A 22,643-nucleotide genomic window follows, 5' to 3' on the forward strand; every position below is an offset into this window, starting at 1 on the left:
CCCGGGGCAACGCGGGTTCCAGTGCGGTTCCAAAGGGTGCGCAGACGAAAGGGTCAGCAAATGCAGCATTGATTGTCGTCAACTTGAAGTGGTTGCATTTACTCAATCTTGGATTGTGGTCGTGCAAGTCTCCCGCGCCGGCAATTCCGGTGGAGCTGGGAAGGACACGCGCGTGAAACTGAAATGCAAATGGTCCGAATTCGCTGCCGATGAATCCGGCGCCACCGCGATCGAATACGGCCTGATCGCAGCCGGCATCGCGCTCGCCATCATCGAGATCATCTACGCCCTCGGCACCAACCTCGTCGCAAAGCTGCAATCGCTGGCGACGGCGTTGAAATGAGCTGTGTGGCGCGGCGCCCGGCGCTTCGCCGCAACCTTGGGCTGGTTGGCGCGTTGGGCGGCCATGACGCATTCATCGCTTCGTCCCATGGACGGCTTCGACCCCACCGAGCCCGCCATCCTGCACGACCAGCTCTCCGATACGATCATCACCTGGACCGCTGAGCAGGCCGACGATTACAGGCGGGCCAGCCGGCCGGGCCAGGACGGAACCGTGATCTGGAGGGCCTACGTCTTCGACGGCTGGGGCCACGGCTCGGTGGCTGACCGCCGCTCACAAAAGTGTCATGTCGCAGCCGGCGGTGATTCGGCCAAAGCCTTGTGCGCATTAAACATATTGCCATGCTCCGGGCGCGTTGTTGCAATGCAGCAGCGCATGTCGCAATGCAACAAAATGAGCTTAGATGTGCTCCGAACTTTCCTCAGGAGCATCACCCATGAACAAGAAGACTCTGTCGATCGCCGCCGCCATTCTGACGATCGCGGGCAGCACCGCGGCTTTCGCCGCCGAGCTGCCGACTTATGAGGCCAACGGCTTTCCGGTCTCCCCGATGCAGGTGAGCGTGCTCGGTGCCGCGCATGTCGAGCAGCAGGCCTCGGCGCCCACCAACGTTGCTTCGGTCCACCAGGCCCGCGTTCTGTCGCCGCGCAAGGTGAAGACCGCTGATGTCACGACGGGCAGCGCCCGCTGATCTGGGGGCGCCACAAGCCCACGTCAAGCCAACGTGATGCAGGCTCGTTTTCGTCGAGCCTGCCCGGACCGCGTTCCCTTTCGGGAGCGCGGTCTTTTTTTTGGCGCAGCGAGTCATGATCACGTGCGGTTGTGTACGGCCGTTCAAAGCGAGTGTGATCTCTTTAATAGTTGCTTTGCAGATCGGGGCGCTTGATGCGGGCGCCGCTTATTGAGCAGCCAAGAATCATTTTCATAATGGAGTAGTCATGCCCGTTGCACAGAAAGTCGTTGTTGCAAGCGTCACGCCGCGCGCGTTCATTCTCAAGCACATCGCGTTGTTCGCAGCCGCCGCGCTGTTCGTGTTCGTGCTCAGCCTGACGTATGGGCTCGATCTCAGCCCGGGATTTTTCTGAGCAAGGCGCGCCGGCGTCTCTCGCTTGCGTGCCAGCCTTGCAGGCACATGGGTTGAGCCACGGCCTTTCTCGGCGTACCGCTTTGTCCCATGGATCAGCGGACGAGCGGCGCTGACGCTCCCACACAAAAGAACGATGCGGCGCCGGCGCTTGTCGGCGTGCTCTGCGGCCTCGCGGCGGCAGTGTTCTGGGCGCTCGGCTTTGCCGGCACGCGGCACGGCCTCAAGGTCGGCTTCACGCCGGTCGATCTGCTGGTGCATCGCTATGTCTGGTCCGGCATCGCGTTCCTGCCGCTGGTGATACGCGGCGGGATCTCCGATCTCTGCGGCATCGGCTGGGGCAGGGGCCTTGCGCTGATGGTGCTCGGCGGCCCGGTGATGTCGCTGATCTCCTACACCGGTTTTCTGTTCGTGCCGCTCGGCCATGGCAGCGTGATCCAGCCCTCCTGCGCGACGCTCGGCGGTCTGCTGCTCGCGGCCCTGTTCCTGAAGGAGCATGTCTCCGCGTCGCGCATCGCCGGCGCCGTCGTCATCGTCGGCGGGCTCGGCGTGATCGGCGCGGAATCGATCGGTCATATCGGCGCCGACGGCGTGCTCGGCGATCTGACCTTCGTGCTGACCGGATTGATGTTCGCAGGTTTCGGTGCGCTGCTGCGCCACTGGCGTGTCTCCGCCGTGTCGGCCGCGCTCGTCATCAACGTGCTGTCGCTGTTGCTGCTGCCGATCTACCTCATGACCGGCGGGCTCGCGCGGATCGCGGCGATCGGTATCGGAGAGAACGCGATCCAGGCGCTGGCACAGGGCGTGCTCGCCGGCCCCGCCGCGCTTTATCTGTTCGCCGTTTCGGTCCAGCGCCTCGGCGTCGCCCGCGCCGCCGTTGTCCCCGCCTGCGTGCCGGCGCTGACGGTGATCACCGGCTGGCTCCTGCTCGGCGAGCCGCCGACACTGTTGCAGACGGCGGGATTGGTGACGGTGCTGTGCGGATTCTATCTGGCGCAGAGGCAGCGATAGATCGCAAGCCTCCGGACCGCGCTTACCATTCGATGGTGGTAAACTTGACGCCGCGGCCGGTCAGCTCCCGCCCGAGCCGCTCGGCGCGCTCGCTGGCGGATTTCCCCAGCAGCCGATACCTGCCTCCGAGCGCCTTGTCGGCGGCAACCTGATGCCGGATGTTTTCGTACAATCGCAAAACGGCCTGATCGCTCAGATTGTAGAACATGTCGTCGGTCGGGTCTGGCCTAAGCGCGTCCCCCGTTGGCGGTCCTCGCAGAGCGGCCTCCCTGAAATTGGTCGTGCGGATATCGACCGATAGGGTACCGGTCTGGCGCAGCGGCGTATGTCCACTTTTGATCACTGGGACATGCCTGCTGGCAGCGGGCTGACCGATCACCCCACCGGTCGGGGAAAAAGCCGGCGCGGCGAGCCCGGGGCCGCGGCTTACGCCTTCCTCACGAACTCCGATTTCAGATTCATCGCGCCGATGCCGTCGATCTTGCAGGCGATGTCGTGGCCGTCGGTGGCGTCCTGCAGGCGGATGTTGCGGACCTTGGTGCCGCCCTTGACGACGGAGGAGGAGCCCTTGACCTTGAGATCCTTGATCACGATGACGCTATCGCCGTCGGCGAGCGCATTGCCGTTGGCATCGCGCACGCCGGCCTCGTGCGCGGCGTCCGCGGCGGCCTCCGCCGCGCCGCTCCATTCATGGCCGCATTCCGGGCAGACCCAGAGACCGCGATCCTGATAGGCGTGCTCGGAGTTGCAGGTCGGACATTTCATCGCGTCGGTCATCGTATGCCTCGTCGCCCGTCACGGGCGCGCCGCACGCTTTCCGCCGGAAAAGATGGATTGGGAGCAAATCCTTTACCATGGCTTCCAGTCCTGGTCGAACCCAGGAAAACTTAGGAGTTCGGGAAAAATTCTGCGGTATCGAGGTCCGGAATTTGCGGCTGCGTCCGACGTCGCCGCGCAAGGAGCGTCCCGTCATGAGCGAGCATCGCGCCGCAGTCAGACATCACACGTTGCGGACCGGCATTGTCGAGTTCGACAACGGCACCGGCAAGATCATCAGTGCCCCCTGCAAGATCCGCGATGTCTCGGGCACCGGCGCGCGTCTCGGCCTCAATGCCTCGCTCTGGGTCGCCGAGCAGTTCACGCTGGTCTTCAGCAGCGGACTGCGCAAGGACTGCCGGGTCGCCTGGCGCAAGGGCAGGCTGATCGGCAGCGCGTTCGCGGAGGGCTATGCGAGCGCGGACGAGCAGGCCGTCATGATGACCGCGGACGAGCAGTCGAGGCACCGGCTCGGGATCGGTGCGCGTATCAAGGCTGCACGCGAAAAGCGCGGCTACACGCAAGGCCAGCTCGCCGAGCTCATCGGCGCCACGCCCGCCTTCGTGTCGCTGGCCGAGCAGGGCGAGGCGGACCTTCCGCTCTACCAGCTGATGCACATCGCCGATCTCCTGATGGTCGGCCTCGACGGGCTCGTCGCGGGAGCGGTGCCTGAGGACGTCGACGCGGCGTAATCGGCGCCGCCGCAAAACAAAAACGTCGAAAACAACCCCATGCACAGTAGAAATCCCGAGGGATTTCAGAGTGTTGTAAATCCGAAAATTGGTGGTGTCGGGCCGTAGCCCGGGTGAGCGAAGCGATACCCGGGAACGCCGCCAGCAGGGTCCCGGATGTCGCTTCGCCCATCCGGGCTACGGGCCTACGCGCCTCGCGTCGACTTCGGCGATACCGAATCGAATTTGACTCGTCGGGCAAAACAGGGGCAGTATGGATGATGGCGCCGCTGGAAGCTGGTGCCTCGCCGGGCCGTGGGGCGACATGCCGAAGACACCAAAAAGAAAACTGAAGACCTACCAGACCTCGCTCGGCTTCTACGACCAGGCGATCGCCGCGCCCTCGATGAAGGCGGCGCTGGACGCCTGGGGCGCCAGGTCGAATCTGTTTCACCAGGGCGCCGCGAAGGAGACCGACGACCCCGACATCGTCGCGGCCACCATGGGGAAGCCGGGCGTGGTGCTCAGGCGTCCAGTCGGATCGGACGGGGCGTTCACCGAGCATTCAGCGCTGCCGACCGATCTCGCTGACGACGCGGCCAAGCCAAAAAAGTCCAAAGCGGAGTCCAAGCCGAAAAAGCGTCCGGTGAAAGCCGCAAAGCAACCATCCCGCAAGATCGACGATCAACAGGCGCGCAAGGCCGCCGCGGCCTTCGCGAAGGAAGAGAAGCGGCGGGAAGCCGAGCGCCGCAAGGAGGAGGCCGCCCGCGCCAAGGAGCGCGCGCGTCGCGAGAAAGCGGTCGCGAGCGCGCAGGCGGCGCTGGACGAGGCGAGGCGGGAGCACGACGCGCGGGCGGAGGCGATCGAAGCGGAACGCGCCGCGCTCGGTGAGCGCGCCGAGGTCGAGCAGAGCCGTTGGGACAAGCAGAGGACGAAGCTGGCGGAGGCTGTGCGTCGCGCGCGGGAGTAAATGCCCGGCCATGCGTGCCGCGTCGTCGTCATCAGCGGCGAGATCGCGGTTCCGTGCCTATATGGACTGAAGTCCCCTATAGGTCTGCCATGCCTGAAGATCCTTCGAATCTCAAAAGCCCGATGATCGTGCGCCCGCGCCGCGCGGCGCCGGTCCTGGTGTGCCGCAAGTGCCTCAAGCGCAGCAACGAGGGCCGCGACGTCAGGCGTGCGCTGAAATCCGAACTGAAGGCGAACAAGCGCGACGGCACCAAGCCGGCCAAGCTGATCGTGACCGGATGCTTCGGCCTTTGTCCGAAACAATCGATCGTGATCGCGAGCGGCGCGAGCTTGGCGCGGCAGGAATATGTGCTGGTTGCGGATCGCGATCAGGTGCCGCGGGCGCTCGCGCTGTTGGATGGCAAGCCCGGCACGTGACGGTCGCGCTGCGCCGACACGACGGGACGGCCGGCATCGGTCATTCCGGCAAAGCTTGATTGCAAATTCGCTTGCCTTGCCTGGCGTCCTTTTGCACTCTGGCGGGAAGGAGACCAACGCATGAAGATCATGACTGTCGCGTGTTCGCTCGGAACCGCCCTGGTGCTGTGCAATCTCGGGATATCGGATGCCGAAGCCCGGACGCGGAAGGCTCGAGTGGTGGATGAACAACGGCTGAGGGTGGATGTCCCCGTGCTCAGGCCGACGCCGTGGGATTACAATATCGTTCCGCGCTATCGTTATCGCCCGGAAGACGACCGGGTCGATCCCTACGGCCCGCCTTTGGTGTCGTCGTATGTCCGCTATGAGGGCTGGCGCTGGCCGTATTGGTGGTGAGCTGACGCGGGACTGATGGGCGTCCGTAGCCCGGATGGAGCGAAGCGTAATCCGGGGCCGGACCATCCGCATCGCGTGACCGCCTGCATGGCACGAATCCCGGATTGCGCTTCGCTCCATCCGGGCTACTTTCTCAACCGCCGTCATCCGCAGCCAGCCGCACAAACTGCCGCTTCATCGCGTTGACCCTGGCGACGTAGCTCGCGACCAGGTGATCGCCGCAGCGCTCGTCGGCGATCATCGCAAACTTGCGGCGTGCGTAGGCCGTGGCGGGACCGGCGCCGCAGAGATGGATGAAGGCGGCGAGATCCTGCCTCTCGCGCGCACCCGCTTTCACATCGCCCGCGCGGGTTAAGACATCAGCGACATTGCGGTCCAGATACACCGATGCCAGCTCGATGGCGTGGCTCGGGATCGCGCGGACATAGAAGAAGTGAGAGCCGCAGCCGGCCTCCGTGACCGCGTTGCCACGAATACAGAACCGCGCGGCGTCGGCGTAGGCCGCGTCCAGCATCTGGAACAGGCCGACGGCGCTGGAGGCGGGCCGGTAGATCGCGAGCGGATTGAGGCTCCATCGCCAGCGCCAATAGGTGCGCGCGAGCGGATTACCCGCTGTCTCGACCTGCGCCAGCGCGGCCAGCAATTCGGGCGTGATCGTCGCCGTGGAATGCTTGCGGAACAGCGGCCCGTATTGCCGCCACGTCTCCGATGGATCCTTGTCGAGGGCGTGGCCGACCAGGACGAACAGCTCGGTCGGCTTGCGCATTGTTTGATAGGCGATGTTCACGAGCACGACGATCGCAAGCAGCATCGCCGCGCCGCCCGCGATCCGAACCATCCGCGGTGCACGTGCGAAAGTCTTTCGCACCCACCGCGCGCGGCGTAGGACCCTGCGAAGACGAGGGAGGGGGCGCTTGCTTCTTCCTGGCATCGGTCTTGTGGGAGTGCATTGCGGAGGCTTTGCAGCTGGTTAACGCGGTCTCCAGGGCTGAAATCCGGCTTCTTTTCCCTGTTGGCGCGTCTTTTCAGATCGCCGCTCCGTCCTCCCACGGCAGCTCGCATCCTTGATGGAAATAACCCGAGGTTGTAGTGTGCGCCGCAACAGGGTTAATTTTGTGTGAATGGATCGGCTGGAATGACCGTAATCGAAGGCGTGATATCGGCGGAAGCTGCGGAGCGGAAAATGCCGCCGGGCGTGCTGGTCGAAGGGCCGGTGGTCGACGCCAAGTTTCGCGATTCCTACATCTCCTTCGTCATCATGATCGGCGGTTCGATCGCGGCACTGGTCTGGGCGTTCTGGCAGGGCATCGGCTGGGTGGAGGTTTCGGTCTTCGCCGGCACCTTCGCGCTCTCCACGGTCGGCATCGGATTCATGCATCGCTATTTCGTCCACCGCAGCTTCCGCTGCGGTCCGGTGATGCGGACGCTGTTCGCGGCCATCGCCACCATGGCGGTGCAGGGCTCAATCCTGAAATGGGTGAGCAATCATCGCCGGCACCATCTGCACTCCGACAAGCCCGGCGACGTCCACAGCCCTTACTATGACGGCGACGGCAATCCCTATGTCACTTTCGCCAAGGGCATGATGCATGCGCAAGGCGGCTGGGTGTGGGACCAGGCCACCACCGATGCCGGATATTACGCCAAGGATATTCTGGCCGATCCGATCGCGATGTTCTTCACGAGGACACGCTGGTACTGGTACGCGCTCTCGGCGGTGATCATTCCAGGCGCGATCGGCTACGCCTTCGGCGGCGTGCACACGATGACCGGCTGCATCCTGTTCTCCGGCCTGTTCCGCAGCTACCTCATGACCATGGCGACATCGATGGTCAACTCGGTCTGCCACAGCGACGGCCGCTACGGCTACCGCCGCTTCCAGCTCGATGACGGCACCACCAACGAGTTCGTGACCACGATCCTCACCTTCGGTGAAGGCCTGCACAACAACCATCACCGGTTTCCGCGCGACGCTTACATTTCGCACGCCTGGTACGAGATCGACATCAACGGCCTCATCATTCTGGGGTTGGGGAAGCTCGGGTTGGTGCACGACATTTTCGCGGCGGGAAGCCGGACGCCTCGCTCCGGAGATTCGGAGGACGGGAAGAGTCCAGTGGCAGATACCGAAGCGATGGTCTGACGGGGGCCTGTAGCCCGGATGGAGCGTAGCGCAATCCGGGACCAGACCAGCTTCGCGCGAGATCCCGGATTTCGCTGCGCTCCATCCGAGCTACGGTCCTTAACCACCACAAGCCGCAGAAACTGCCGCTTTATCGCGTTGACCCGCGAGCCGCGTTCAATTTTTTTGACGGACGCCATCGGTGAAATCCAGACATAAGTTGTGTTCGGAGGGAACTCTGGCCGAATGGGGCCGTTAACCCATTGATCCCCGAGCGTAGCGAGATCGAACCTCCGATCCTCGTCTGAATAAAGACCGCAGTCGCCTTGTGAGAGCGGCTCGGCGCGAAGCGTACTCCGTGCGTATCAACCGGAAACCTTCATGAACAGCCCCGATGTTCGCAATGCCATTCAGATCGACCGCGGCTCCAGCCTGGCGATCTCTCATGAAATAGCAGACCGCCTGCGGATCAAGCTTCGCGGCGAACACGACCCATTACCGCAACATCTGAAGGCCCTGGTCGAGCGGATTGCGCAGATCAGCAGGCATTCGAACCAAGCGATCGAGGTCACAAAATGAGGATGTCCGGCGAAAGCCTTTTGGTCATCTTGTTTGTCGGTCTCGTCGCCGGCTGGTTGGCGGGCCAGATCGTCCGCGGCACCGGCTTTGGGATCGTCGGCGATATCATTATCGGAATCCTGGGCGCGTTTGTCGGCAGCTGGTTGTTGCCTCAACTCGGCGTGCATCTTGGCAGCGGCATGATCAGCGCGATCGTCAACGCGACCATAGGCGCCATCCTGCTGCTCTTTGTCGTCCGGCTGGTCCGCGGTGGCGGTGGATGGGGAAGCAGCTGGCGCGGGAGCTGGGGCCGACGCTGGTGACCCAAGCGCTGGTGACACATGCGCTGGTGACACTTGCGCACGCAGCGGCAACAGGCGCCGCTGAGACGCCGACGACAAAGACGCTCATGATGACCTCCGGATCGGATCCAGCATGTTAGACTTTTCGAATGCATCTTTTACGCCTGAAACCATCGGCCTGATGAAAACTGCGCTGGACACGGCGGTTGCGTCACTGCCGGCCCCGGTCAGCTCTGCGCATGTCCGGTCGATCGCGGAAACAATTCTTCGCACGGCGAAGGAGGGCGAGCGAGACCCCGCTGTCCTGGAGCGCATGGCGTTGATGGAGCTTCAGATCTCGCCGCGTGATTGATGCCGGTCCGCAAGCTTGCGTGCCGGCGCGCGTGCCCGCGTTGATTGCCTTGCCCCGATGCTCGACGGAACTCTGGGGCCGCGGAAGCATTCACATCTGCAGCCGCGATCACGCGGCTCCTGGAGAATCCCCAACATGATACGTCATTTGTTGATCGGCGTTGCCGCGTGCGCAATCGCGGCAATGTCGACACTATCCGCGTCTGCCATGCCCCGGGTTGCGGCGGAGACGTTGGTCGCCGGCTCCGACAGTCCGGTGATTCTCGCGCGCGGCGGTCATGGACACGGCCACGGTCACATGGGACGTGGCGGCCACGGTCATCACTATGGCTGGAGCAGGGGCCGTCATCGCGGCTGGCGCTAACCGCAAACCCGCGCAACATCCGGAGCCGCCTTCGGTTGGCAGCTCTGTAGAGGCCGGATCGATCATCTGGAAGAGGCCGACGGCGCTGGAGACGGGCGCCGATCGAGGTCAAAAGGCTGGCGGGAAGCGGGCAGCTCGCCAGCGAGCGGCGGGCGGCTCATGCGCCCTGTGGGCTCACCAATCTTGATCGGGATCAATTCCGTCCGCGCGCACTGGCCTACGCTTGCGAAGCTGCCAAGCAATGGCGAGGTGTGGCTATGTCGCGGAGCATTCGCAGGTATGTCGGCCTCGCCATCCTGATCGCGTTGTCGGGGCTGTTTGTCGTCATGATCGTCCACGGCGCCGGCGGAGCATCCAGGGCCGCCGTGCGCACGGCATCGGAGGGGCATCGTCTTGCGCAAGCGTGGTGCCAGACGTGTCACGCGGTCGAGCCCGGCATGGCCGGACTGTTCGATACGGCCCCGAGCTTCGAAGCCATCGCAAAGCGCAACGGCACCACCGCGCTTTCGCTGAAGGTGTTCTTGAAGACCAGCCACCAGAACATGCCGAATCTGATCATCGCGCCCGATCAGGCCGATGCGCTGGCGAGCTACATCCTGAGCCTGAGGAACGACTAGCCGCGGTTGACAGGTGTCGCTTCGCTCCATGAGCCTCGAGATTTGAGGCCGTATCGCGGATTGCGGCGATGTGCGTCGAAGCTACATCGGCAAGTTAAGTGCACTGGCACCGTAATCGCCGGCCATCAATAGCGGTTGCCGTTGCCCTTTTGTTGCGTGATCCAGTCCGACAATGTTCTTTTCGGTGTCGATCCCGCAGTCCGGCCCGGTGATGCCTTCGAATTGTCGCGAACGCCTTTCGTCGGACGAGTGCGCGGCGCTTCGGTTCCGTTGACGCTCTTCGAGCCAGCCGTCGATGCTTCCGCGGCTTCCTTCTCGAGGCGCAGCTGTTTCAACCGCGCCATCTTGATGCGCTCGGCCTCGACTTCGGGTCGTTCGGACAGCAGCGGCCTGTGTTGAGCAAGCTCGGCCGGGACGATGACACCGATAATGGTTGTCTCACCGAGCGCCTTGCTGGCCTCTAACCGATGCAGTCCCTCGACCAGAACGAGGCGGTCTCCGTCGGGCCGAACGGAAATGGGCGTCTGTTGTCCGATGTCCAGCATACTTTCCGCGATCTCCCCGACGATCTCGGGCTTGATGGCTTTCCTCATTTTCGTGGGAACAAAAATCTTCTCGATCGGGAAGCTCTCGGGTGTTGGCATATTTTGACTCCGCGTCTACCAGGCCCGTCGGAACCCATGCCGGTGGTGTCGGGAGTTTAGAAGGGAAGGGCTCGACCGCAAAGGCAATTCGGTGACAGGGTGTTGATGAGCAGCGAAGCTGGGCTCACCAATCCGGATCGCCGTAGTAGGGATCGACCATATAGGGCGGTGGCATCCAGGGTCCTCGCGGCGGCGGCCTGGGCCGCCGGGGTGCGGCCGCTTGCATGTGCGGCCGTGCAGGCGCAGCCGTATCGTTGTTGATCACGCTCCGCACGACGGGTTTCGCGGGTGCAGACGCTGATGAAGCCGTCAGTTGCGTTTGCAGCGCCTGGACCTGCGCGGCGAGGCGCGCATTGGCTGCCGCATCCTTCTCCTGCGCCGCCTTGAGCTGTTGAATGGTGTCGGACTGCTCGCGCAGCGTCTGCTCGTTGCGGCTTTTCAGTTGCTCGAGCTTTCCGTTGATATTCGCGAGTTCGCTGGTGATGGTCTTGAGCGATTGAGCGAGATCGGACGACGACGGGTCAGGCGCTGTGGCGCCAGGTCTTGATGCGTCAGGTCTTGACGCATCGGCTCTTGGTGCGTCGGGTCTTGAAGCGTCAAACCCTGCATTGTTCTCCGTGTCCTTGCCGACCGGCGGCGCGGGCACCGTGCCGGGCTCATCGGCGGCAGCCAGTCGCACGGCCGGCGGTTGCGCCGGACTTTCAACCGCGGACGCTTGCGGAGGTCTGGCGGCCGGCGGAGCCCATCGCGCCATGATCGACTTGGTCATCGACTTTGTCATCGACTTGGCCTCATCGCGATAGTGCGAAGCGAAGGCGGCTCCCAGGATGCCGATCGCCAGCACGAGACCAATCAAGGCGCGCCGCATGGTCCGATTTCCGTTCAGGCCCTGATCGCGAACCTTGCTATCCGGCGCCGGCGCCGCGGCCTTGGGGGTCTTGTCCTCAGGCGTTTTGTCCTCAAAGGTCTTGTCCTCAAAGGTCTTGTCCTCGGAGGTTTTGGCTGCCTCCGCCCCGGCGCTTGCTCGCGAGGCCCGTGGGCCTTCGCTGCCGCGTTCCATTCCGGAAACCAGCCGGTCCAGCCGCGCAAGGTCTTCTTCCGCGCTCTTGATCTGGCCGTAGGCCCGCGCCAGCCCGCCATCGGCGCGCCCCGCATCCGGCTTGGGGGCGTCAGGCTCGCGGTCAGCAGGATTGTGGTCGTCAGGTTTGGGGTCGTTCGTCTCGGGCACCGATGCGCTCTCGATCCAGTCGGCGTCAATGGGAGTGCGGCAGTCCGATCGCTGGAACGATAGGCCGCGCCGCTGTCCCACACAACGCGCATGCGAAGGAGAAATTATGGCGTGCCCGGGAGCGGGGCGGGTCGCGGGGAATGCAACGGGCCGCCTCTTGATCTGGATCAAGCATGCAACCCCCGACCGCTTCCACCGTGCAGACATTCATCGGAAGGAAAACATGATTCAGACAAGAGCGATCGTCCTTGGTGCCTTCGCGGCCCTGCTGCTGACCCTGCCGGCCAAGGCCCAGGTGCTGGTCGACGTTTCCAAGATCAGCTGCGACCAGTACATCACCCAGCGCATCACCCACACGCAGACCGTGAACGTCTGGCTCGCCGGGTTCTACGCCGGCCGCCGCAACAATCCCGTCGTCGACACGCAAGCGCTGAACAAGAACGGCAACAAGCTCTCGCGCTTCTGCGAGTCGCATCGCGAGATGCCGCTGCTGGACGCGGTAGAGGCGAATACGAAGTAGGGGCGGGGTTGCCTAGCCCTGTTCTATTTCGAATTAGGGTGACAGACCGAGCCGAGCAGCTCGTAGGATGGGTTGAGCCCTTGCGAAACTCATCATCGTTTTTGAACGACTGATGATGGGTATCGCTTCGCTCCACCCATCCTACGAGCTAATCGATATCTTTAATTTGAACACCTCAACAAGTCACGGATGCGGCTTCGCTCATCCGAGCTGCCACTGCTAAATGGTTGAACTGGGTCGTCATCCAACGACTTTGTTCATATTCCAAAGCCTATCCTGAACGTTGTTTTCGAGTGAGATCATTATGTCTTTCGCTTCGGCAAGTGCGTTGTGAGCCTTGCGAAGACGGGGGCGAATCTCTTCGCGTTCGTTGAGTTCGTATTCGATGAGCGCTTCGTAAGTCAGCTTATCAAGTTGGACGAACTGAGATTTGATCGGCTCAGGGATGAATATGCCGTTCTTGCGAAAATAGACGTGAAACTCGCGGCATGCCTCTCTCCCTTCGGTAACTTTGTGCCAAGTGAGGGCCTTCCGATAATAATCGGTCTTCTTGTCTGTAAGGCGAATTTCTTCTTTTTGCCATTTGGCCATAAAGCTGTCTTGGAGGAATTCGTCGAGTTGAGGTTTGCCGATTCGATCGAGATCTGGATACTGCTGAAATGCAGAAGTGATAGCTGTGACTACTCCGCAGGAGGTGTTGAGCTTGCCCCACGATTCCGGGATCACATCAAACTCTTTCTGATGGAGTTTTACGGTGCGGTCCATGAGCGCGTTAATCCTGTACCGCAGCTCTTCCAGTTCCTTTCCTTGAGCATGTTTAAATGCCGCCAGTCGTTCTTCGAACTTGGCGTTCATCCATTTCTCGCCGAAGAAACGGAGCAGCGCATAAGCAACAACAGCAACTCCACCGCCGGCTCCAAAAATTAAGCCGACGAACGTTAGAAGGGACCTCGCCGCTTCCTCCATTGTTGCCTTTCAGCCTTGTAAGAAGCATCGGGCCGCCCATGCGAGCGGCCCGTGCGTTAATAAGCGCTAAATCTTCGATGACTATCAGCTGCACCCCGTCGTGCTGCCGCAAGTATCGCACTTCATGCAGGTGCCATTCCGCACCAGCGTGAAGTTGCCGCACTCGCTGCACATCTCGCCTTCGTAGCCCTTGGCTTTGGCTTCCGCGCGGCGCTCGGCCTTGCTGGGCACTGCGACTTGCGCGCTGCCGGCCTTGCTCCACTGCAGCGCCTCCAGCTTCTCGGTGGGCGAGAGGTCGTGGGCCACGTCCTGCTTCAGCGCGACCGCGCCTTCCAGGACGTCGCCGGCGCGGACTGCGCCGTGCGAGGCGAGCGAGGTGACCTTGCTGCCGCCTGATGGTGCGCTGTCGTTGCCTTGGGCGACCGCGGTCGAGCCGCCGCGCATCACCACGAGGTTGTCGGTGCGGGAGCGGGTGAGGCCGCGCGACACCAGCTTGGAGGCGCGCTGGCCGTGATCATCCGGCTCCTTGCCTTCCTCGACGCCCTTGCCGAGCACGTCGAACCCGGTCTCGCTGGGATCGACATGGGCGAGGTCGAAGCGGCTGAGATAGCTCACAGCCAGTTCGCGGAAGACGTAGTCGAGGATCGAGGTCGCGTACTTGATGCTGTCGTTGCCCTGCACGGGGCCCGCCGGCTCGAAGCGGGTGAAGGTGAAGGCGTCGACATATTCGTCGAGCGGCACGCCGTACTGGAGGCCCAGCGACACCGCGATGGCGAAGTTGTTGATGAAGGAGCGCAGGGCCGCGCCTTCCTTGTGCATGTCGATGAAGATCTCGCCGATGCGACCGTCGTCATATTCGCCGGTGCGGAGATAGACTTTATGTCCGCCGACGACCGCCTTCTGGGTGTAGCCCTTGCGGCGATCCGGCATCTTCTCGCGCTCGCGCATCACGATGATGCGCTCGACCAGCTTCTCGACGATCTTTTCCGAGACCTGGGCGGTACGCGCCGCCATCGGCTTGTCGTAGAGATGCTCGATCGCATCGTCCTCGTCCTCATCGTCGCTGATGAGCTGCGAGTTGAGCGGCTGGCTGAGCTTGGAGCCGTCGCGATAGAGCGCGTTGGCCTTCAGCGCCAGCTTCCACGACAGCATGTAGGCGGACTTGCAGTCTTCCACGGTCGCGTCGTTCGGCATGTTGATGGTCTTGGAGATCGCACCCGAGATGAAGGGCTGCGCCGCCGACATCATGCGGATGTGGCTCTCGACCGAGAGATAGCGCTTGCCGACCTTGCCGCACGGATTGGCGCAGTCGAACACCGGATAGTGCTCGGCCTTGAGATGCGGAGCACCTTCCACCGTCATCGCGCCGCAGATGTGGACGTTGGCCGCCTCGATCTCGCGCTTGGTGAAGCCCACGGCCTGGAGCAGGTCGAAGCCGGGGGTCGCGATCGCCTCGGCGCCGATGCCGAGCTGGTCGCGAATGAAGTCCTCGCCGAAAGTCCATTTGTTGAAGGCGAACTTGATGTCGAAGGCGGTCGGCAGCGCCTTCTCGACCTTGGCAATGGCTTCATCAGTGAAGCCCTTGGCCTTCAGCGTCGAGGCGTTGATGCCGGGCGCGTTGGAGAGCGAGCCGTGGCCGACGGCGTAGGCCTCGATCTCCGCGATCTCGCTCTCGCGATAGCCGAGCGCGCGAAGTGCTGCCGGGACCGCGCGGTTGATGATCTTGAAGTAGCCGCCGCCGGCGAGCTTCTTGAACTTCACCAGCGCGAAGTCGGGCTCGATGCCGGTGGTGTCGCAATCCATGACCAGGCCGATCGTGCCGGTCGGCGCGATCACCGTGGTCTGGGCGTTGCGATAGCCGTGCTTCTCGCCGAGCTCGAGCGCCGCATCCCAGGCGGCTTGCGCATGGGTGACGAGGTCGGTCTGCGGGCAGGACACCAGGTCCATCGGCACGGGATTGACGCTCAGCGCCTCGTAGCCGTTGGACTGGCCATGGGCGGCGCGGCGGTGGTTGCGGATCACGCGCAGCATGTGCGCGGCGTTCTTCTTGTAGCCGGGGAAGGTGCCGAGCTCGGACGCCATCTCGGCCGAGGTCTTGTAGGTGATGCCGGTCATGATCGCGGTCAGCGCGCCGGCGATGGCGCGGCCTTCCTTCGAGTCATAAGACAGGCCCATGGTCATCAGGAGGCCGCCGATATTGGCGTAGCCGAGGCCGAGGGTGCGGAACTCATAGGAGAGCTCGGCGATCGACTTCGACGGGAACTGCGCCATCATCACGGAGATTTCGAGCACGACGGTCCAGAGCCGGCAGAGGTGCTCGTAGCCATCGACGTCGAAACGCTTGGAGGGGATGTCGTAGAACGTCAGCAGGTTCGCCGAGGCGAGGTTGCACGCCGTGTCGTCCAGGAACATGTATTCCGAGCACGGATTGGAGGCGCGGATGTCGCCGGACGCCTTGCAGGTGTGCCAGTCGTTCATGGTGGTGTTGAAGTGCAGGCCCGGGTCGGCCGACGCCCAGGCGGCGTAGCCGATTTTTTCCCAGAGGTCGCGCGCCTTCAGCGTCTTGGTGACCTTCTTCGTGGTGCGGCCCACGAGATTCCAGTCGCCGTCGGTCTCGACCGCGCGCAGGAAGTCGTCCTTCAGCGAGACCGAGTTGTTGGAGTTCTGCCCCGAAACCGTGAGATAGGCTTCCGAATCCCAGTCGGTGTCATAGACGTCGAACTGGATGTCCTTGTAGCCTTGCTTGGCGAACTGGATGACGCGCTTGATGTAGTTGTCGGGCACGAGGCTGCGGCGCGCGAGCTTGATCTCGCGGCGGAGCGCCGGATTCTTCTCGGGATCGAAGCAATCGTCGCCCGAGCCTTCGCAGTTGACGCAGGCCTTCAGCACGGCCTTGAGGTGCTTCTGGTTGATCTTGGATCCGGTGACGAGAGCGGCGACCTTCTGCTCCTCCTTCACCTTCCAGTCGATATAGGTCTCGATGTCGGGGTGATCGACGTCGACCACGACCATCTTGGCGGCGCGGCGCGTGGTGCCGCCCGACTTGATCGCGCCCGCGGCGCGGTCGCCGATCTTGAGGAAGCTCATCAGGCCGGACGAGCGGCCGCCGCCGGAGAGGCGTTCGCCTTCGCCGCGCAGGCGCGAGAAGTTGGAGCCGGTGCCGGAGCCGTATTTGAACAGGCGGGCTTCGCGGACCCAGAGGTCCATGATGCCGCCCTCGTTGACGAGGTCGTCACCGACGCCCTGGATGAAGCAGGCATGCGGCTGCGGATGCTCGTAGGAGGATTTCGACCGGGTCAGCTTGCCGGTGAAGGGGTCGACGTAATAATGGCCCTGGCCGGGGCCGTCGATGCCATAGGCCCAGTGCAGACCGGTGTTGAACCATTGCGGCGAGTTCGGCGCGACCATCTGCATGGTCAGCATGTAGCGGAGCTCGTCGTAGAAGGTCTGGGCGTCCTCGTCGGAGGAGAAGTAGTTGCCCTTCCAGCCCCAATAGGTCCAGCAGCCGGCGAGACGGTCGAACACCTGCTTGGCTGAGAGCTCGCTGACGAAGCGCTCTTTCTCGGGCAGGAGGGCGAGCGCCTCGGTGTCGGGCACGGAGCGCCACAGGAAGGAGGGAACGGACTCTTCCTCGACCTTCTTCAGGCGCGCGGCGACGCCGGCCTTGCGGAAGTACTTCTGGGCCAGGACGTCGGAGGCGACCTGCGACCACGCGGTCGGCACCTCGACATTGTCGAGCTTGAACACGACCGAGCCGTCGGGATTCCTGATCTCCGACGTGGTCAGCCGGAAATCGATGCCGGCGTAAGGTGACTGTCCCGAAGTGGTGTGGCGCCGCTCAATCCGCATGGTCTTGCCCCGTCCTAATCTTTGACCGGACCGCCTCCGTTCAGGCGTGCCGGGTCGACATTTCATTTCGCGGTGCTCGAGGCCGGCTGGCCCTTGGCACCACAGTTCAGCCGGTGGACCCGGCCCGTTTTCTCCCGACGCGATTCCTCGATGCGCGCACCGATCATCCGCCGGCACGTCCAGACCCATCCGCCCCAAAGGGATGAGCCCGACATGCGTTCAACGCCCCACAACGTCACGTCTTCAACCATTGCCATCCGGGCCTGTTGCCAGCCCGTTCAGGCGCCCGAAAAGTCCGCTCTCGCCGGGCAGACAAGCCCGTATCCCGCTGCCTTTGTCTGGCTTGGCGGAGTGCTGTTTTGCAGACCCTTTGGGGGAGTGCCGGCGGGACGCAAACACACTCGCGCCGAACGGATCGAAAACTAGGACTCTCCGTTACGCCCGTCAAGAACTAGTGCGAGTTCCTGAATCAAATACTAAATATGGTGGATTGTGGGGGATAACAGGGGGCAGGTCCGCGCCTGTTGTTGAGCCAAGTATCAGTGAGTCCTCAGGGATTCCCAACCGAAAAAATTTGCATCTGGTGGTGCCGGCGAGGCTTCACCCCGCTGTTCACAGGGCAGGTATATTTTTGAATCGCGGGGTTGCCTCCGGGGGACTCACGTAGGGCTACGGAAGGTGAGGGCAGGCATGCCCGCCGGGGTGGTGGTGGGGGGCGCGAATCCGCGCCAAGCTGAGCCCGATTTTGCCGGACTGCCCACATGCTTGATTCGACCCGCCGGGATGCGCGAGCGCGCATCGCCCCGGCCGGCCTGATGTTCCTCGCCATCACCTCGGTGGGCTGGGGCTTCAACTGGCCGGTGACGAAATTCCTGCTCTCCGAGCTGCCGCCGCTGACCCTGCGCGGGGTCACCGGCGTGCTGGGCGCGGTGCTGCTGGCGGCGCTGGCGCTGATCCGCGCCGACAGCCTCAGGGTCCCGCGCGAGATCTGGCCGCGCCTCGTGACTGCCGCGGGCCTCAACGTCACCGGCTGGATGGTGCTGATGGGCCTGGCGCTGCTGTGGCTGCCCGCGAGCGAAGCCGCGCTGATCGCCTACACCATGCCGGTCTGGGCCTCGCTGATCGCCTGGCCGGTGCTGGGCGAGCGGCCGACCTTGTTGCGCACCATCGCGCTGGTGATGGCCTTTGCCGGCCTTGCCTCGATCATGGGCGGCAACGGCTTTGCCGCCACCGCCGACAAGCTGCCGGGCATCATCATGGCGCTGTGCGGCGCGATCGGCTTCGCCGCCGGCACGGTGTTTTCGAAGAAGTATCCCATCCGCCTGCCGCCGATCACCGCCGCGGCCTGGCAGATCGGGATCGGCTGCCTGCCGATCACCATCATCGGCCTCGCCGTCGAGACCACGCATCTGGAACTGGTGACGCCGGTCGGCTGGTGGCTGCTGGTCTATTCGACCGTGGTGCAGTTCTGCATCGCCTATGTCAGCTGGTTCGCGGCCCTGGCGCGCCTGCCGGCCTCCGTCGCCGCGATCGGCACCATGGCGGTGCCTGTCATCGGCGTGGTGGCGTCGGCGATCGCGCTGGGCGAACCGTTGGGGGCGGGGCAGATTGCAGCACTGATCTTCACGCTGGCGGCGGTGGTGCTGGCGACGCGGTAGAGCGAGTCCTCTCTTTCTCCGGACAATGTGGCCCGAATTCACACGAGCTTTTTCTCCGCTCCTCCCCGCGACCCAGGCGGCGCATCGGCAAGATCGGATGGTTGTTGTCCTGTGCTCTCCGCGAGCATGAACCTCGCAAGAGCATCTTCGGGAAACGCCTTCAGGATGTCTCGATAGGCGCACTCTGCGGCGAGACAGTCTCCGGCCTCGAATGTTTGCGAGGCTTGCCAGGTCATTGCGCACAATTGCTCGTCCCGATCGCGGACCCTTAGTTCAGGATCGTCACTCGCGCGAAGGCCGAGCAGTTCGTAGATCATGAAGCTGGTCTTGCGGCCTTTCACCTGAACCCGCTTCATCGGCCTTGCAACGATGTCCGCCTTTGCCTGGTCATAGATGCTGTCACTGATGCAGATCGTGGTGCCAAACAGCTTGTTGATGCCTTCGAGCCGGGCGGCCACGTTCACGCCGTCGCCCAAGGCCGTGTAGTTCAGCCGGGTTGAAGAGCCGACATTGCCGACGAGGACGTTGGCGCAATTGAGCCCGATCCTCAGGCGGATTCGCGGCCGCCCTTCCGCCTGCCAGACATCGTTGACGCGTTCCATGCGGCGCGCTGCCCGCAATGCGGCGGTGCAGCCGCGCAGAACGTGGTCGGGGCGTTCGACCGGGGCGTTCCAGAACGCCATGACGCCGTCGCCGATGAATTTGTCGACGGTACCGCCTTCGGCCGCGATCGCAGAAGAGACTTCCTCCAGATAGGTCGAGATCTGGACCAGGAGGTCATCAGGCGCGAGCGTTTCGGCGTGGCTGGAAAAATTCTCGAGATCTGAAAAGAACACGGTGAGGAACCGCGGCTCGACCCCGGGCGTCAGCGGGACACCAGACTTGATCAGTTGGCGGACAACATCGAGGGGGACGAACGAGGAAAAGGATTTCAATGACGTTCGCAGCAGCGAAGCCGCCGACTCCAGCTGCGCAATCTCCTCGATATGCGACGGCGGACGCACGGGTGCATCAAAATTGAGGCTCTCAATGTCCTGCAATTGCCGGGACACGTTTTCGACCGGACGCGATAGTCGGCTCGAAGCGAAGTAGATGAAGAACAACTCCACCATTGTGAGGGCAATGATCACCGCCATCATCAATCGATTCGCGCTCTTCAGCGTGCCCACGAAATCGTCGATCGGCGTCAACGTGATCACCTGCCAGGGCTGCCCGAAGCCGCCCGGGAAATTGGCGAAGGCTGCGACGAACTCGTCTCCGTTCGTCGGCGATCGAAATTCGAACCTGTCGGCGCCCGTACGACCATGTTGCCGATGAGCCTCGCGCACCACGGAATCGTCGATGTCAGTCAGGGTTGCGATCCTGAGCGCTCCGTTATCGATCCGAACGGCCTTCTGCTTCTCGGGAAAAGCGATGATCTTGCCGTTGTTGCGGTCCGCGACGAATGTCGTGCTGCCAGCGCTCGCCCGATGCCTATCGAGAAAGCGCGACAGGACGTCCACGGTGATGTTGGCGGACGCGCAACCGAGGAATTCGACGCCGCGAAAGATCGGAATGCGCACCGAAATAACGGGAGAGCCGGTATCGGGATTGATTGAAGGTTCGGTCACGACAAGGGTGCGGGTCGTCTTGGCAGACTGATAGCCGGGCAGGGTGCGGATGTCGGTGTCGCTGGCCGCGTTATATTTCCCGACCTCATGGGGCCATATGTCCAGGAATGTCCAATGGCGCATCCGCAGCAGGGCATACGTGATTGCGTCGATGTAGCTGGAATGCCAATTCGCAGTCGCGGGAATCCGCGGATCGGCGCGCCGGCGGTCCTCGTCGATCCGCGTGACCACCCGATCGTAACCGTCCTCGAAGCTGACGTGAACGCCGTCGATATGCGCGGCCGAGGTCAGGGTGCGGTACAACAGATCGCGGCTTTGTTCGGTGCGGAAATAGCCGGGATCGGTGGCAGCCAGTTCGGCGATAAAGCGAAGCGAGCTCTCGGTGTTGTCAATCAGATCCTGGGTGCGTTCAACGCCGGCCTGGCTGTTCTGCGCGACCGCCTCGTCCAGGATCGAGACGACGCCGGCCGAATTCTTGTTGTAATTATAGATCAGGATGAAAATGAGGACCGGGATGCTGAGGCCGATGAACAGCAGTGACATGATCAGGCTCAGTCTCGGCCGCCCCATCCCGGCCAACGGATTCAGTGTGCTCAGGCGCGCTGTCGTGACCCGCAAGGTACGGCGGTTTCGATACGCGAGCAGTGCCGCACTCGCCGATCCGGCCATGGCGAGCAGGAGAGGAACTAGCCAGCGCCGACGGCTATCTTCATCTTCATTCCAGATCAGTGCAGGGGGGAGCGTATCGTCGGTCAGCAAACCAAGTTGCCGATAGACCGCGGCGATACGTTGCCAGCGCGCAGGATCCTGCTCGCCGATCCGGGCGGGATCTCTTCCGACCAACGCCGCGGTCTGCTCCGCCTCAAACAGCAGTGCGTCTCGACTCTTTTTCGCCGAGTACCTGCGCAGGATCAGATCGGCTGTGGCCTCCTTGTGCGCAAGGGCGTAGGCCCAACCTCGCAGGCTAGCCGCCCTGAATGACGCGACTCGATCCGGATGAGTTTGCACTTCCACTTCGGAAGTGCACAGATTATCGCCGTAGAAATCGATGCCGGATGCGGCAGGCGAGAAGGTGCGGTAGGCCGCGCCGAGCTGTTCAAGGACGAACGGCTCGTTGGTGCTGTAGGCAATCATCGCGTCGGCCCGGCCGGCCAGGAGGTCGCGCGGGTTTCCTTCGTGCTGGACGCGCAGCATGGATTGATAGTCGATCCCCTCGCGCTTCAGCATCGCAGCGATGTCATCGCTTCCCGGCGTGTCCATGAGCCCGCGGCCGCGCAGATCCGCTACGCTGCTGATGTCCGCTCGCCGCGCGACCAGGATGACGGCCGCGGAATGCTGGAAGATGGCGGCGAGCACGACCAGCCTGCGGCCTGCCGCCCAGTCCCGCAGAACGCTGGCGCTGCAGACCCCGAAATCCGCCTCGCCGCCGGCAACCAACTCGGAGACCTCGATGTCGGGGCCGCCTTCGCGAATGGTAACGTCGAGGCCGGCGTCGCGATAGAAGCCTTGCTGGAGGGCCTGGTAGTAGCCCGCAAACTGAAATTGATGCTTCCATTTGAGCTGAATTGATACGGCATCGAGCGCCGCGGCAGGATGCGCTGCCGCCAGCACCAGCGAAGCGGCCACGATCAGCCGTCTCAACAACGCCAGATTTGGCATGGCCAAGCCAAAGTAATTGCGTGACTTGCCCATCGCGCTGTCAGGTGCCGGGTCCGGACTCTTCCTCTGGTCTTTACTCGTAGCGAGCGCAAACGCCTGCGTTCCACCGTAGGCACCTGCGGACCTCTCGGCGGGCGTGACGGACCGTTGTCCTTGCCACGCACACGCCGCCCACTCGTGTTCGGCCTACGCCGCAGGCGGCCGCGACTTGCGTGATCAGGCTGTCCGGCTGAGCAATCGGCGCAGGCGTCAGAGCAAGCGCCGGGGTTGCGACCGACAGGGCAAATCCAGCAATCATAATCAACCTGATCATCTGATCCTCCCAACCGTAGCGACGGTTTCGTCGACCAGCGACTGAATAGTCGGCCGGTATAGAGGAACACGCATGGGCCGTTTCCGAAGGTCCGAGCGTACACCTCCGTTCAGCCTGGGTCCGGATCTGGGCCTTGACTTGATTCAGATCAACAGATGTCCACCTCCCATGCCTA

The 22,643-nt window shown here is 63.1% G+C and carries 23 protein-coding genes; 15 read left to right on the forward strand and 8 right to left on the reverse strand.

The features are described 5' to 3' along the window. Positions 1–172 precede the first annotated feature (172 nt). The 4 genes from C7G41_RS15630 to C7G41_RS15645 all read left to right on the forward strand — a co-directional run bounded on the left by C7G41_RS15630 (position 173) and on the right by C7G41_RS15645 (position 2,438). A complete protein-coding gene (locus C7G41_RS15630) occupies positions 173–343 on the forward strand; it encodes a Flp family type IVb pilin (RefSeq protein ID WP_106943395.1) in 171 nt (56 codons plus the stop codon). Between the two features lie 436 nt (positions 344–779). After that, entirely contained in the window at positions 780–1,034 is a 255-nt protein-coding gene (locus tag C7G41_RS15640; protein ID WP_106943396.1) for a hypothetical protein, read from the forward strand. A 247-nt stretch (positions 1,035–1,281) separates the two neighbouring features. Next, positions 1,282–1,428, forward strand: a complete 147-nt coding sequence (locus C7G41_RS37810; RefSeq protein ID WP_199198394.1) for a hypothetical protein — start codon at positions 1,282–1,284, stop codon at positions 1,426–1,428. A gap of 89 nt (positions 1,429–1,517) precedes the next feature. Continuing rightward, positions 1,518–2,438 (forward strand): DMT family transporter, encoded by a 921-nt coding sequence (locus C7G41_RS15645; RefSeq protein WP_106943397.1) that lies wholly within the window; start codon positions 1,518–1,520, stop codon positions 2,436–2,438. A gap of 22 nt (positions 2,439–2,460) precedes the next feature. Here the strand turns inward: C7G41_RS15645 and C7G41_RS15650 are convergent, their stop codons facing one another. Then, positions 2,461–2,646: a hypothetical protein gene (locus C7G41_RS15650; RefSeq protein WP_106943398.1), complete on the reverse strand. Its 186-nt coding sequence runs from the start codon at positions 2,644–2,646 to the stop codon at positions 2,461–2,463. Between the two features lie 218 nt (positions 2,647–2,864). Beyond that, positions 2,865–3,215, reverse strand: a complete 351-nt coding sequence (locus C7G41_RS15655; protein WP_106943399.1) for a zinc ribbon domain-containing protein YjdM — start codon at positions 3,213–3,215, stop codon at positions 2,865–2,867. A 194-nt stretch (positions 3,216–3,409) separates the two neighbouring features. Between C7G41_RS15655 and C7G41_RS15660 the strand changes: the two genes are divergently transcribed. The 4 genes from C7G41_RS15660 to C7G41_RS15675 all read left to right on the forward strand — a co-directional run bounded on the left by C7G41_RS15660 (position 3,410) and on the right by C7G41_RS15675 (position 5,707). Continuing rightward, complete coding sequence (locus C7G41_RS15660; RefSeq protein ID WP_106943674.1) at positions 3,410–3,946, forward strand: helix-turn-helix domain-containing protein; 537 nt, start codon at positions 3,410–3,412, stop codon at positions 3,944–3,946. Between the two features lie 304 nt (positions 3,947–4,250). Then, entirely contained in the window at positions 4,251–4,895 is a 645-nt protein-coding gene (locus tag C7G41_RS15665) for a cell envelope biogenesis protein TolA (protein WP_106943675.1), read from the forward strand. Between the two features lie 122 nt (positions 4,896–5,017). Then, on the forward strand, positions 5,018–5,311 hold the full coding sequence (locus tag C7G41_RS15670) for a (2Fe-2S) ferredoxin domain-containing protein (protein WP_245446545.1): 294 nt from the start codon (positions 5,018–5,020) through the stop codon (positions 5,309–5,311). Between the two features lie 120 nt (positions 5,312–5,431). Then, positions 5,432–5,707 carry a hypothetical protein gene (locus C7G41_RS15675; RefSeq protein WP_106943401.1) on the forward strand — a complete coding sequence of 92 codons (276 nt, stop codon included), beginning with the start codon at positions 5,432–5,434 and terminating at the stop codon, positions 5,705–5,707. 133 nt (positions 5,708–5,840) lie between these two features. Here C7G41_RS15675 and C7G41_RS15680 read toward each other — a convergent pair whose 3' ends face one another. Continuing rightward, positions 5,841–6,638 (reverse strand): transglycosylase, encoded by a 798-nt coding sequence (locus tag C7G41_RS15680; RefSeq protein ID WP_106943402.1) that lies wholly within the window; start codon positions 6,636–6,638, stop codon positions 5,841–5,843. 204 nt (positions 6,639–6,842) lie between these two features. On the opposite strand from C7G41_RS15680, the gene C7G41_RS15685 reads away from it, so the two are divergent. The 5 genes from C7G41_RS15685 (at position 6,843) to C7G41_RS15705 (ending at position 10,021) form a co-directional block, all read left to right on the forward strand. Next, entirely contained in the window at positions 6,843–7,850 is a 1,008-nt protein-coding gene (locus tag C7G41_RS15685; RefSeq protein ID WP_106943403.1) for an acyl-CoA desaturase, read from the forward strand. A 360-nt stretch (positions 7,851–8,210) separates the two neighbouring features. Further along, positions 8,211–8,408 carry a hypothetical protein gene (locus tag C7G41_RS15690; protein WP_106943404.1) on the forward strand — a complete coding sequence of 66 codons (198 nt, stop codon included), beginning with the start codon at positions 8,211–8,213 and terminating at the stop codon, positions 8,406–8,408. Next, positions 8,405–8,710: a GlsB/YeaQ/YmgE family stress response membrane protein gene (locus C7G41_RS15695; RefSeq protein ID WP_106943405.1), complete on the forward strand. Its 306-nt coding sequence runs from the start codon at positions 8,405–8,407 to the stop codon at positions 8,708–8,710. The genes C7G41_RS15690 and C7G41_RS15695 overlap by 4 nt, the downstream gene beginning before the upstream one ends. A gap of 112 nt (positions 8,711–8,822) precedes the next feature. Continuing rightward, a complete protein-coding gene (locus tag C7G41_RS38275; protein ID WP_106943406.1) occupies positions 8,823–9,041 on the forward strand; it encodes a hypothetical protein in 219 nt (72 codons plus the stop codon). A gap of 620 nt (positions 9,042–9,661) precedes the next feature. Further along, on the forward strand, positions 9,662–10,021 hold the full coding sequence (locus C7G41_RS15705) for a c-type cytochrome (RefSeq protein ID WP_106943407.1): 360 nt from the start codon (positions 9,662–9,664) through the stop codon (positions 10,019–10,021). 125 nt (positions 10,022–10,146) lie between these two features. Here the strand turns inward: C7G41_RS15705 and C7G41_RS15710 are convergent, their stop codons facing one another. Then, positions 10,147–10,665 (reverse strand): ParB N-terminal domain-containing protein, encoded by a 519-nt coding sequence (locus C7G41_RS15710; protein WP_106943408.1) that lies wholly within the window; start codon positions 10,663–10,665, stop codon positions 10,147–10,149. 124 nt (positions 10,666–10,789) lie between these two features. Beyond that, positions 10,790–11,893, reverse strand: a complete 1,104-nt coding sequence (locus C7G41_RS15715; protein ID WP_199198395.1) for a hypothetical protein — start codon at positions 11,891–11,893, stop codon at positions 10,790–10,792. A gap of 223 nt (positions 11,894–12,116) precedes the next feature. Between C7G41_RS15715 and C7G41_RS15720 the strand changes: the two genes are divergently transcribed. After that, positions 12,117–12,413: an HdeA/HdeB family chaperone gene (locus tag C7G41_RS15720; RefSeq protein ID WP_245446547.1), complete on the forward strand. Its 297-nt coding sequence runs from the start codon at positions 12,117–12,119 to the stop codon at positions 12,411–12,413. 240 nt (positions 12,414–12,653) lie between these two features. Here C7G41_RS15720 and C7G41_RS15725 read toward each other — a convergent pair whose 3' ends face one another. Next, positions 12,654–13,379 (reverse strand): hypothetical protein, encoded by a 726-nt coding sequence (locus C7G41_RS15725; protein WP_106943410.1) that lies wholly within the window; start codon positions 13,377–13,379, stop codon positions 12,654–12,656. A gap of 84 nt (positions 13,380–13,463) precedes the next feature. After that, the gene (locus tag C7G41_RS15730) at positions 13,464–17,228 is read right to left on the reverse strand and encodes a vitamin B12-dependent ribonucleotide reductase (protein ID WP_106943411.1); all 3,765 of its coding nucleotides are present in this window, start codon (positions 17,226–17,228) and stop codon (positions 13,464–13,466) included. A gap of 761 nt (positions 17,229–17,989) precedes the next feature. Between C7G41_RS15730 and C7G41_RS15740 the strand changes: the two genes are divergently transcribed. Beyond that, positions 17,990–18,886 (forward strand): DMT family transporter, encoded by an 897-nt coding sequence (locus tag C7G41_RS15740; protein WP_106943413.1) that lies wholly within the window; start codon positions 17,990–17,992, stop codon positions 18,884–18,886. 38 nt (positions 18,887–18,924) lie between these two features. On the opposite strand, the gene C7G41_RS15745 is transcribed toward C7G41_RS15740, so the two are convergent. Then, a complete protein-coding gene (locus C7G41_RS15745) occupies positions 18,925–22,188 on the reverse strand; it encodes an ABC transporter substrate-binding protein (protein WP_106943414.1) in 3,264 nt (1,087 codons plus the stop codon). Between the last annotated feature and the right edge of the window lie 455 nt (positions 22,189–22,643).

The sequence above is a fragment of the Bradyrhizobium sp. MOS002 genome (assembly GCF_003020115.1).
Lineage (GTDB): Bacteria > Pseudomonadota > Alphaproteobacteria > Rhizobiales > Xanthobacteraceae > Bradyrhizobium.